This window comes from Bacteroides acidifaciens (genome assembly GCF_024623065.1).
GTDB lineage: Bacteria > Bacteroidota > Bacteroidia > Bacteroidales > Bacteroidaceae > Bacteroides > Bacteroides acidifaciens.
Genome location: NZ_JANJZR010000103.1, coordinates 1 through 11612 on the forward strand (window position 1 = coordinate 1; position 11612 = coordinate 11612).

The 11612-nt window shown below is 44.3% G+C and carries 8 protein-coding genes; 1 reads left to right on the forward strand and 7 read right to left on the reverse strand.

Features of this window, described 5'->3' with window-relative positions; genetic code table 11:
- Positions 1-210 precede the first annotated feature (210 nt).
- Positions 211-3003, reverse strand: coding sequence for a DNA polymerase I (polA, locus tag NSB03_RS18570; RefSeq protein WP_257466571.1), 2793 nt, complete (start codon positions 3001-3003; stop codon positions 211-213).
- Positions 3004-3091: 88 nt separating this feature from the next.
- Here polA and NSB03_RS18575 point away from each other — a divergent pair, with 88 nt between their 5' ends.
- Positions 3092-4066 (forward strand): polyprenyl synthetase family protein, encoded by a 975-nt coding sequence (locus NSB03_RS18575; protein ID WP_024988589.1) that lies wholly within the window; start codon positions 3092-3094, stop codon positions 4064-4066.
- A gap of 506 nt (positions 4067-4572) precedes the next feature.
- Here the strand turns inward: NSB03_RS18575 and deoC are convergent.
- The 6 genes from deoC to mnmG all read right to left on the reverse strand — a co-directional run bounded on the left by deoC (position 4573) and on the right by mnmG (position 10872).
- Positions 4573-5475, reverse strand: a complete 903-nt coding sequence (gene deoC / locus NSB03_RS18580) for a deoxyribose-phosphate aldolase (protein WP_024988590.1) — start codon at positions 5473-5475, stop codon at positions 4573-4575.
- Positions 5462-5800 (reverse strand): nucleotide pyrophosphohydrolase, encoded by a 339-nt coding sequence (locus NSB03_RS18585; RefSeq protein WP_024988591.1) that lies wholly within the window; start codon positions 5798-5800, stop codon positions 5462-5464. Before NSB03_RS18585 ends, deoC begins: the two co-directional genes overlap by 14 nt.
- Positions 5801-5803: 3 nt before the next feature.
- Entirely contained in the window at positions 5804-6256 is a 453-nt protein-coding gene (gene dtd, locus NSB03_RS18590) for a D-aminoacyl-tRNA deacylase (protein WP_024988592.1), read from the reverse strand.
- A gap of 231 nt (positions 6257-6487) precedes the next feature.
- A complete protein-coding gene (gene uvrC, locus NSB03_RS18595) occupies positions 6488-8329 on the reverse strand; it encodes an excinuclease ABC subunit UvrC (protein WP_024988593.1) in 1842 nt (613 codons plus the stop codon).
- A gap of 75 nt (positions 8330-8404) precedes the next feature.
- Complete coding sequence (locus tag NSB03_RS18600) at positions 8405-8935, reverse strand: adenine phosphoribosyltransferase (RefSeq protein ID WP_128824494.1); 531 nt, start codon at positions 8933-8935, stop codon at positions 8405-8407.
- A 50-nt stretch (positions 8936-8985) separates the two neighbouring features.
- A complete protein-coding gene (gene mnmG, locus NSB03_RS18605; RefSeq protein WP_257420938.1) occupies positions 8986-10872 on the reverse strand; it encodes a tRNA uridine-5-carboxymethylaminomethyl(34) synthesis enzyme MnmG in 1887 nt (628 codons plus the stop codon).
- Positions 10873-11612 lie beyond the last annotated feature (740 nt).

The window sequence follows — 11612 nt, forward strand, 5'->3', positions numbered from 1 at the left end:
AGCTTAAGTGTATTTCACTAAAGTTGCGAGTTTTGATTTATATTGAGGGCGTTTTTGAGCTTTTGACACACCCTCATAGAATGAATCACTTCGTTGGGGAAGTGTTCCTTTTTATAGCTTTATGGATATCGGGTTAAATAATGTTATTACTCACTCCGGTTCCTGTTTTGTTGGTATGCACTATATAAGTAGTGTGTACATTACTTGTTTCTAATGTGCTTCAAGCCAATTCTTACCCCATCCGCAATCAGCTTTCAAGGGAACGTGCATGCGATATGCCTTCTCCATTTCCTCGATAACGATTTCTTCCACGCGTTCTTTCTCGTTGACAGGAACGTTGAAGTTCAATTCGTCATGTACTTGCAAAATCATTTTCGCTTGTATTCCTTCCGCCTGGAACCGTTGGTAAATGCGTGCCATGGCTACCTTGATAATATCCGCCGCACTTCCTTGGATAGGCGCATTTATTGCATTCCGTTCTGCATATCCGCGCACAACGGCATTTCGTGAATTAATGTCCGGCAAGAAGCGTTTCCGATGGAAAATCGTTTCTACATAGCCTTTTTCCCGGGCTACCTGGATACTTTTATCCATGTAAGCCTTCACATCCGGATAGGTTTCGAAATATCCGTCGATAAGTTCTTTGGCTTCTTTCCGGTCTACGTTCATCCGTTCGGCAAGACCGAAGACAGATATACCATATATAATGCCGAAATTGGCGGTCTTGGCTTTGCGGCGCATATCGGAGCCTACATCATTCAAGTCAATTTTGTAGATTTTCGCAGCCGTGGCAGCATGGATATCATGATTGCTGAGGAAAGCGTCAATCATGTTCTTATCCTCGCTGAGATGTGCCATAATACGCAATTCAATCTGCGAGTAGTCCGCAGAGAAGAAAAGGCAGCCTTCATCGGGAATGAATGCTTTGCGGATTTCTTTCCCGTTCTCATCGCGGATGGGGATATTCTGCAAGTTCGGACTGCTCGAACTGAGGCGTCCCGTAGCGGTGACCGTCTGGTTGAAAGAAGTATGCACCCGTCCTGTGCGCGGGTTGATAAGTAGGGGGAGGGCATCTATATACGTTCCCAATAGCTTCTTCAAGCCGCGGTGTTCCAATATTTTCTCTACTACCGGATGTTTATGGCGAAGGCTTTCGAGCACTTCTTCCGAAGTGACATACTGTCCCGTCTTGGTCTTTTTCGCTTTCTCTACAATTTTTAGTTTATCAAACAATACCTCGCCGACTTGCTTGGGTGAGGCGATATTGAACGTTTCGCCTGCCAGCTCATAAATCTCCTTTTCAATTCGTTCCATCTGTGCAGTGAAATGGGCGGACGATTGTTTCAGCGCTTCCGTATCCAGTAGCACGCCGTTCCGTTCTATATTGACCAGTACCGGAACGAGTGGCATCTCTATATCATAGAACAGCCGTTCGGCATCATTTTCTTTCAGCTCTTTTTCCAATACGTTCTTCAGCTTCAATGTCACGTCTGCATCTTCGCAAGCATAGCGATAGACATCTTTCGGGTCGAGGTCGCGCATATTCTTCTGATTCTTTCCTTTCGGTCCAATTAGTTCGTCGATATGGATTGTCTGGTAGTGCAGGTAAATTTCCGCAAGGTAATCCATTCCGTGGCGAAGTTCCGGTTGAAGAACATAATGGGCAATCATTGTATCGAAAAGTGCGCCTTTCACTTCCGCTCCATAATTTTTAAGAACGATCATGTCGTACTTGATATTTTGTCCGACCTTCAACGAATTTTCATTTTCGAATACCGGCCGAAATTCATTGACGATTTTTAACGCTTCCTCTTGTTCTGCGGGAACCGGCACGTAAAATGCTTCATTTTCGGCAATGGAAAAACTCATTCCGACCAATTCTGCGTCCATCGGTTCCGTTCCGGTAGTCTCCGTATCTAACGAGAGAATTTCAGATGTAAGCAACTTTTGAATAATTTCTCGTCTTTTCTCTTCAGTATCAATGAGTTGGTATTTGCAACCGAGCGATTCTAACGTCTCTAGATTTGATTTTTTTGCTTCGTCCGGCTCACTGGTCGTGAAATTTGCAAATAAATCGCCTTGTATGGCTTCCCCTTTTTCGGGAAAAAGTGGGAGAGGGGCGGGAGACTCTTTTTTGAGTACGCGGTCGATGAGAGTCCTGAATTCCAATTCCTCGAAAATACTGCGGAGTGAATTTTCGTCTGCCTCTTCGCGGACGAGTGCGTCCATCTCAAGTTGGATAGGTACGTCAATTTTGATGGTTGCCAGAAACTTCGAGAATGTAATCATTTCCCGGTTCGTTTCCACTTTTGTTTTCAGTGCCCCTTTCAGTTGGTCGGTATGCTCTAATAGATTTTCGATGCTGCCAAATTCGGCAATCAATTTCTGTGCCGTCTTTTCTCCTACACCGGGGCAGCCGGGAATGTTGTCCGAAGCGTCACCCATCAAACCGAGCATGTCAATCACTTGTGCGGGCGACTGGATGTCAAACTTGGTTTTCACCTCTTCAATACCCATTATTTCAAAACCACCCGTATGTTTGGGACGGTACATGAACACCTTGTCGCTCACCAACTGCCCGTAGTCCTTGTCCGGCGTCATCATATACGTGGTGATGCCCTGCTTGCCGGCTTCGGTGGCAAGAGTTCCTATCACGTCGTCGGCTTCATAGCCTGGCACTTCGAGGATGGGAATACGGTATGTCCTTATAATATCCTTTATAATAGGTACGGAAAGGCGGATTGCTTCGGGAGTCTCTTCGCGTTGCGCCTTATACTGTTCGAAAGCCTTGTGACGGAAGGTGGGCCCCGAAGGGTCGAAAGCCACTCCTATATGCGTCGGATTTTCTTTTTTCAGTACTTCCTCTAGGGTGTTGACAAAGCCCAGGATAGCGGAAGTATTGAATCCTTTGGAGTTGATTCTTGGGTTCTTGATAAAGGCGTAATACGCCCGGTATATCAGTGCATAAGCGTCTAAAAGAAATAATTTATTATCTGAATCCATAGATTTAATTAATTTTTCATGGTAAAAGTACAAAAAAATACTGTATTATGCGTTTTATTATTACTTTTGTGGTCAAATTGTGTATTAAATGGACAGTATCTCACTCATCAGAACTCCGATTGAAGCGGAACTGGCGGACTTTAAGAATCTTTTTGATAGTTCACTTTCCAGCTCGAATGCATTGCTCAACAGTGTCGTATCTCATATACGGCAGAGGAGTGGTAAGATGATGCGTCCTATTCTTCTTCTGTTGGTAGCGCGCCTTTACGGTGCGGTCCGTCCTTCCACGCTTCATGCTGCTGTTTCTCTGGAACTGCTTCATACAGCCAGTCTGGTGCACGATGACGTTGTAGACGAAAGTACCGAACGTCGCGGGCAACTCTCGGTGAATGCTATTTTTAATAATAAGGTAGCTGTGTTGACAGGCGACTATCTGTTGGCTACGAGCTTGGTTCATGCCGAACAGACGCACAGCCATCCTATCATCCAACTGGTGTCTTCATTGGGACAGGACCTTGCCGACGGTGAGTTGCTCCAACTCTCCAATGTAAGCAATCACAGTTTTTCCGAATCAGTTTATTTCGATGTCATCCGTAAGAAAACCGCCGCTCTTTTCGCTGCCTGCACAAAAGCTGCTGCTTTCTCGGTAGGAATGGGAGAGGAAGAGGCTGAATTTGCCCGTTTGTTGGGTGAATATATCGGCATTTGCTTCCAGATAAAAGACGATATATTCGACTATTTTGATAGCAAGGAAATAGGTAAGCCGACAGGCAATGATATGCTTGAAGGCAAGCTGACCCTGCCTGCCTTGTATGTGCTGAACAAAACGAAGGACAGCGTTGCGCAAGAGATTGCGCTCAAGGTGAAGGAAGGCACGGCTACTTCGGATGAAATAACCCGTTTGATTGAATATGTCAAAGAAAATGGTGGCATCGAATATGCAATACTGACGATGAATGCGTATAAACAGAAAGCATTCGACCTGTTGGCTTCTCTGCCGGATTCGGATGTTTGCGTAGCGTTGCGTGCTTATTTAGAGTATGTGGTAGATCGTGAGAAATGATTATTTCCGGTGCTTGTCGGGAGCAGATAGGGGAGTATGCCGAGAAAGAGATTCAGAGGATTAGAATTGAATCGTAAGGTTCTTATGTGTGTCTCCATCCTTCGCACTTCTATTAGATTTTACAAAAAAAGCGTGAGAACTGTTGCCATGTATTTTCCTGAGTCTTCGGCAAGCCGTTATGATAATACGCAAGCAACAATCCCACGCTCCGTTCGCTATATAACAAAAGTATATACATGAAGGTGTATGAGCCCCGTTTGCTTATTACCATTCATAACTTTGGATTTTGCCGCATTTCAGGAAGTTGGTAATAAATGAAACATTCTATAGTATAACTAGTTAACTATATTTTTTTCTCGCTGAATCACTTACAAGGATAAGGAATTTTCTTGATTGCCTAATAACTATCTTTAGTTTTTCTTAAATAAAAAATACCGCGTCGGCTTCCGTAAGAACGGCAGCCAGCGCGGTGAGGCATATTTGATTGCTAATGTAGTCTTTGGTTCCTAGAAGAACTTGATTTCTTCGCCTTCGATATCCGAAAGCAACAGGTTGGCAAGGCGGCTGGTTCCCAGGCGGAACAGTCGGTTGTCCAGCCATTCTTCACCCAGCACTTCTTTGACAATGGTGTAATAAATAATCGCGTCGTTGACTGTGTTGATTCCGCCTGCCGGCTTGAAACCAATCTTGTTTCCTGTCTTCTGGTAGTATTCCCTGATGGCTTCGCACATCACATAAGCGGCTTCGGGAGTAGCGGCGGGCTGTTGCTTTCCTGTGGATGTCTTGATGAAATCCGCGCCTGAATACATGGATAGGATAGAGGCTTTTTTGATGTTGGAAGCACTCTTTAAAGCGCCTGTTTCGAGGATAACTTTGAGGTGGCGTTCCTTGCATACTTCTTTCAGTTCCTGTATCTCTTCGCACATACCTTCGTAGTCACCGCTCAGGAATTTGCCTATGGAGATTACAATATCTATCTCGTCCGCACCATCTCCGATAGCCAGCGCAGTCTCTGCGACTTTAACTTCGATGAAGGTTTGGGAAGAGGGAAATCCGCCCGATACGCAAGCGATATTGACACCGTCCACTTCCAGCGTATTCTTGACGATAGCGGCAAAATTAGGATAAACGCAGATAGCTGCGACATTCTTCAAATCGGGGTATTCATCGTCGAACTTATTGACTTTTTCCGTAAAGCGCATCACGCTTTCATCGCTGTCCGTGCTGTTCAAAGTCGTCAGGTCGATGCAGTTGAACAAGAATTTCTTAACTTCTTCCGTATTGTTTTCGGGCACTTTTTTTTCAATTAATTCGGCTACGCGCGCCTGAATGTCAGCATCGCTCAGGTTGGTATTGTACTTTGCCAATGCGGCTTCATACTTGTTGGACCGTAGGCTATTCTCTTCCATGCTCTTTCAGTTTTGGGTTATTGATATGTCTTTGATTATCTCGTTTCGTTTTCTTGTCCATGCTCTTTTGCAGGGCAGCGGTGAGGTCTACGCCTGTCTGGTTGGCGATGCAGAGAAGCACCCAGAGTACGTCCGCTATCTCTTCGTCAAGGTTGTCTTTTTCTCCCTCTTTGAAGGATTGGTCGCCATATTTGCGTGCCATTACACGTGCCAGTTCACCTACTTCTTCCGTCAGGACCGCCATATTTGTCAATTCGCTGAAGTAGCGTACACCGTATGTCTTGACCCATTGGTCTACTTGTTTTTGAGCTTCTTCCAAAGTCATCTTTTACTCCTTGTTTTTAGTATCCATGCATATAGTAACAGGGCCGTCGTTCAAAAGTTCGACTTTCATGTCTGCCCCGAAGATTCCCGTGCCTATTTCTTTTCCCAATGCACTGCTCAAGTCCTTGCAAAATCGCTCGTAGAGTGGGATAGAAACTTCCGGCTTGGCTGCCTTGATATAAGAAGGGCGGTTCCCTTTTTTCGTAGAAGCGTGCAGGGTGAACTGGCTGACGACGAGAATCTCGCCTCCATCTTCTAAGATTGACTTATTCATAACCCCGTTTTCATCGTCGAAAATACGTAGGTTTACTATCTTTTTGCAGAGCCAGTCAATGTCTTCCTGCCCGTCGGCTTCCTCGATGCCGACCAATATCAACATTCCTTTTCCGATAGCTGATTTGCAGTTCCCTTCAATGGTCACTGATGCACGACTTACCCGTTGTATAACTATTCGCATTGTTATTTATCTTATTTCGTAATTACGAAAGGCAAATTTACGAAATTCGGAAGAGAAAACGATGTATTGAAGGGAAAATATTATAGAACTGTGCCGGAAGTTTCAACGGTAGAAATATAGCCCGGTTCTATTCTGCCAGTTTCTTATTTGATATCCGAGTGGTCTGCAGGCTTCTCCACCTTCCAGAAACAGGAGAGTGGAGTTGCCGGACTTATATCGAATCTGCGTTATTTATTTTCGGCTTGTGTCATCGTTCAATCCCACTTTTACGGTCTTGGCTTTCGCTTCTCCAATGATGGCGCTAATCTCTTCTAAAGAAGCCTCTTTTATCCGTTTTACGCTCTTAAACTCTTTCAAAAGGGCGGTTTTCGTCTTTTCTCCGATTCCCTTGATGCTATCCAGCGCGGACGCAACTTGTCGTTTGCTGCGTTTATCACGATGGAAACTGATGGCAAAACGGTGCACCTCATCCTGAATCTGCGTCAGCAGACGGAACAACGGACTATGCTGCTTGATACCGATAGTCTGTGGCGGAAATCCGAAAAGCAGTTCTGATGTGCGGTGGCGATTGTCTTTCGCCAATCCTGCAATGGGAATATTAAGGTTCAGTTCGTCTTCAATAACCTCTCTGACAACTTCCATTTGCCCTTTTCCACCATCGGTGATAATAAGGTCGGGCAGTGGGGAGTTTTCTTCAATAGCGCGTTGATAACGCCTTCTGACAACCTCTTTCATGGAAGCGTAGTCATCCGGTCCCACAACCGTCTTTATATTGTATTTCCGGTAGTCTTTCTTCGATGGTTTCACCTTTTTGAATACAACGCATGCCGCTACCGCATCCGCCCCCTGTATGTTTGAGTTATCGAAACATTCAATCTGCAAAGGCGGTTTTTCTAAGTGTAGTTCCTGTTGTATCTCCTTCATCAGGCGCATACTTCTCTGCTCAGGATTCAGTTTTTCCGCCTGCTTCAGCCGGTCGGCCTTGTATTGCTTCACGTTTAAGATGGATAGTTCCAGCAACTTCTTCTTATCTCCCCGCTGTGGAACGGTAAATACGACATTATTTAACTCCAAATTGAGTTCAAAAGGCACTATGATCTCTCTGGATTGGCTTTTGTAGCGTTCCCGCATTTCAATAATACCAAGCGTCAAAAGCTCCTCTTTCGATTCGTTCAGCTTCTTTTTATATTCGAACGTGAAAGCCTGATTGATGGCGCCGTTTGTGATATGCAGATAATTGATGAAAGCCGAATTAGTCTCGTCCTCTTCGATAGAGAACACGTCGATATTATGTAATACAGAACTTACCACCTCGGATTTCGAACGGTAATTCTCTATCAGCAGATATTTCTCTTTCACTTTCTGCGCCTCTTCAAACTTCATTTCGGCTGCCAATGCCTGCATCTTTTCCAGTAGTATACGACTGATGTCTTGTGTATTTCCTTTCAGGATTTCCTTGATTTCATCGATGTTTTTAAGATAATCTTCGTGTGATTGCAACCCGATACAGGGACCTGCGCAGTTCTTGATATGATATTCCAGACATACGTTGAACTTCCCCGCCCGTATATTCTCCGGACTCAGGTTCAGATTGCAAGTACGTAAAGGATACAGATGTTTTATCAAATCCAGTACCGCATACATAGACGGGATATGACTATACGGCCCATAATAAGAAGACCCGTTTCTGATAATTTTTCTGGTTCGGAAAATCCGGGGGAAATACTCGTTTTGTACACAGATAGAAGGATATGTCTTGTCGTCCTTCAGCAGGACATTGTAACGTGGCTTATACTTCTTTATCAGATTATTCTCCAGCAGCAATGCGTCTTCTTCCGTATTGACTACGATATAGCGTATATCGGCAATCTTGCTGACAAGCACTCGCGTCTTTCCCGGTTCGTGCTCCTTGCTGAAATAGGAATAGACTCTTTTCTTTAGATTTTTCGCCTTTCCAACGTAGATAATCGTCCCTTCCGTATTCAGATATTGGTAGATGCCCGGCTTCTCGGGAAGGTTGGCTACGATTCCTTTTAAATATTCATTGGTTCTGCTTTCCATTTCTGCATTCATGATCGTTAGTGCTGAGGGATATCTAAAATAAAAAAGGCGTAGTTCAACTACGCCTTGCAAATATAATCAAATCCTTTATAAAGACAATACAGATTCTACTTCTACATCATCTCCGAATACAGATTTTCCATTCAGGTCTTTCAATTCGATGATGAAGTTCACATATACTTTCTTTGGTTTCAGCTTCCTTACCAGTTCGCAGGCTGCTTTCATGGTGCCGCCTGTTGCCAGTAAGTCATCGTGTAGGAGAACTACGTCGTTTTCATCCAATGCGTCTTTATGTATTTGCACAGTGTCCTTTCCGTACTCCTTGTCATAGCTTTCTTCAAGCGTTTCGGCGGGAAGTTTGCCGGGTTTCCGGATAGGGATGAAACCTGCATTCAGCCGGGTAGCCAGGATAGGTCCCATGATGAAGCCTCTTGATTCTATACCTACCACTTTGGTGATGCCTTTATCTTTATACATTTCATACATGATGTTCGATAATTCCTGTAGGCACCATGGGTCTTTGAATAAAGTGGTGACATCATAGAACAGGATTCCGGGAATAGGAAAATCCGGTATTTCCCGAATGCTTTTAATCAGCGTTTCTTTGCTCATAATCATTGAATTATATCGTTTATTTAAATGCTTTGTTTCACGTGAAACGTTGGCGGTTATCGTCCGGAAAGTACCAGCAGTACGTTGATGTCGCTTGGTGATACTCCCGGGATTCTGCTCGCCTGGGCAATCGTTACCGGATCTATCTTTGTCAGCTTTTGCCGGGCTTCGGTCGATAAAGATTGGATGGAAGCATAATCAAATTTGCCTTTAATCTTGATGCTTTCCAGTCTTGCCAGTTTCTCTGCTATCATTCGTTCTCTGTCGATATATCCTTGATATTTGATTAGAATTTCGGCAGCTTCGAGAATCTCTTCTTTACGCTTTTGGTTGGCTTCGGTCGCTTTATCCAGTTCGCGTTGAAATGCCGGCACATATTTCGAGATATTTTCAATTGTCACTTGCGGGCGATTCAGGATTTCTATCAGTTTGCATCCTTGGCGTAGGGGAGTTGTTCCAATCTTTTCGAGGGCATCATTAATTAATGCCGGTTTCATCGAATAACTGTGTGCGAAAGAAACAATTTGTTCCACTGCTTCCTTTTTTCCTTTCATTAATTGAAAGCGGTCTTCCTTAGCCAATCCGAGTTTATAGGCTCGTTCGGTCAGGCGCATATCGGCATCGTCCATACGTAGCAATATACGATATTCTGCGCGTGAAGTAAACATCCGGTAAGGCTCGTCAACGCCTTTGGTTACCAAGTCATCGATTAATACGCCGATATATGCTTCATCGCGTGCCAGTGTGAAGGCTTCGCCACCGTGGCAATTGATATGCGCATTGATTCCGGCTATCAATCCTTGTCCGCCTGCTTCTTCGTATCCGGTAGTACCGTTTACTTGTCCGGCAAAGAATAAATTCCCGATAATCTTCGATTCCAACGTGTGCTTTAACTGCGTCGGGTCGAAATAGTCATATTCAATCGCATATCCCGGACGATAGATAACCATATCCTTGAAAGCCGGTATTTTCTTTAAAGCGGCAATTTGTATGTCCATCGGAAGCGAGGAAGAGAATCCGTTGAGATACAACTCCTGTGTTGTTTCGCCTTCCGGTTCGAGGAACAATTGATGCTGTGTCTTGTCGGGGAAAGTTACAATCTTCGTTTCAATGCTCGGGCAATAACGTGGCCCGATACTTTGAATTTGTCCGTTGAATAGGGGAGAATCCGGCAGTCCGTCACGTAGAATCTGATGTACCTCTTCATTAGTATAGCATGTCCAGCATTGCAGTTGCTTCAAGTGGCGTACACTGGTATCCATGAAAGAGAATTTGTGAAAGTCACATTCACCGTCCTGCGTTTCCATCTGATCGAAATGAACGCTGCGCGCATCGATTCGTACCGGGGTTCCGGTTTTCATCCTTCCGTAAGTGATGCCGTGGCGGGCGATGGATTCGGTTAATTTGTAAGAAGCCGGTTCTGCCATTCTTCCGCCCGGCAACTGGTGGCGTCCTATGTGCATCAGTCCGTTGAGGAAAGTTCCTGCGGTGAGGACAACACATTTTGCCTTGAAGGTGACACCCCACGCGGTAACCAGTCCGGTCACTGCGCCGTCTTCAACAAGAAGTTCACATACGGTATCCTGCCAGATATGAAGGTTGGGTGTATTTTCCAGTCTCTCCCGCCAGGACCAGATAAACTTGGCGCGGTCGCATTGGGCACGGGGGCTCCACATGGCGGGGCCTTTCGAGCGGTTCAGTATCCGGAACTGGATAGCTGTCTCGTCTGTCACCAACCCCATCTGTCCGCCCAGCGCATCTATTTCGCGTACTATTTGTCCTTTGGCAATTCCACCCACAGCAGGGTTGCAACTCATCTGCCCGATTTTGTTCATGTCCATCGTAATGAGACAAGTCTTCGAACCTAAATTTGCAGCAGCGGCTGCCGCTTCGCAACCAGCATGTCCGGCACCAATTACAATTACGTCGTACTTAAAATCCATTCTATCTTATTTATTATCAAACGGTGCAAAGTTACGGAAAAGTTGTGAGAAATATATCTCCATGTCCTTTTTGCTTCCGAAAATTCGGGGAGCGGTCCGGCTTCGTTGAAAAAATCGCCGTAATTTGGGTTTAGAAATATACAGTTTGTTCGATATTGATGGCCTGACTGTGTTTTAGATGTCTCGATTCCTTTTCAAAATGTCTATTCTCTGCCCAAATATACTCGCTTATGCTTTCTTTTTGCTACTTTAAAATCGGTCGGAATATGGATAGAACTAGAACGCCAAGTGTTAAAGTTGCCCTTCTTCTTGATATAAATCAAAAAAAAAGGCCGGAATTTGATTTTTTAGATTATAGCTCTTGTCATTTTCCGAAACAGCTCTAACTTTGCAGCGTAGTTGTGAAACTACTAAGTTTTTTAGGTATTAGGAAAAAGATAATATATGAAGGTATTAGTTTATAAAATTAGGGTATTAGATTTAAAGATTAGTTTTTAGGAAAAAGATTGTTTTGATTAGGTATTAGGAAAAAAGATGTTTTCAGGTAAAGAGTAAATGAAAGATGAAGAAAAGAAGAATCCCATTTATGGGGATTCTTTAAAGGTGGAGCGGAATGATTCGCTCTTTTTTTGTGCCTTGTTCTCATGAATGATATAACTTAACGGCTCACCGATAAAATCATGTGGGCTTCTCAACAATTAGTATCTTTGCCCTAAAAAACTTTTATGACTAGTTACGAT

Bases quoted from the DNA above. Each gene is read 5' to 3' on its own strand.
- polA (WP_257466571.1), bottom strand. From the start codon at position 3,003: ATGGATTCAGATAATAAATTATTTCTTTTAGACGCTTATGCACTGATA.
- NSB03_RS18575 (WP_024988589.1), top strand. From the start codon at position 3,092: ATGGACAGTATCTCACTCATCAGAACTCCGATTGAAGCGGAACTGGCG.
- deoC (WP_024988590.1), bottom strand. From the start codon at position 5,475: ATGGAAGAGAATAGCCTACGGTCCAACAAGTATGAAGCCGCATTGGCA.
- NSB03_RS18585 (WP_024988591.1), bottom strand. From the start codon at position 5,800: ATGACTTTGGAAGAAGCTCAAAAACAAGTAGACCAATGGGTCAAGACA.
- dtd (WP_024988592.1), bottom strand. From the start codon at position 6,256: ATGCGAATAGTTATACAACGGGTAAGTCGTGCATCAGTGACCATTGAA.
- uvrC (WP_024988593.1), bottom strand. From the start codon at position 8,329: ATGAATGCAGAAATGGAAAGCAGAACCAATGAATATTTAAAAGGAATC.
- NSB03_RS18600 (WP_128824494.1), bottom strand. From the start codon at position 8,935: ATGATTATGAGCAAAGAAACGCTGATTAAAAGCATTCGGGAAATACCG.
- mnmG (WP_257420938.1), bottom strand. From the start codon at position 10,872: ATGGATTTTAAGTACGACGTAATTGTAATTGGTGCCGGACATGCTGGT.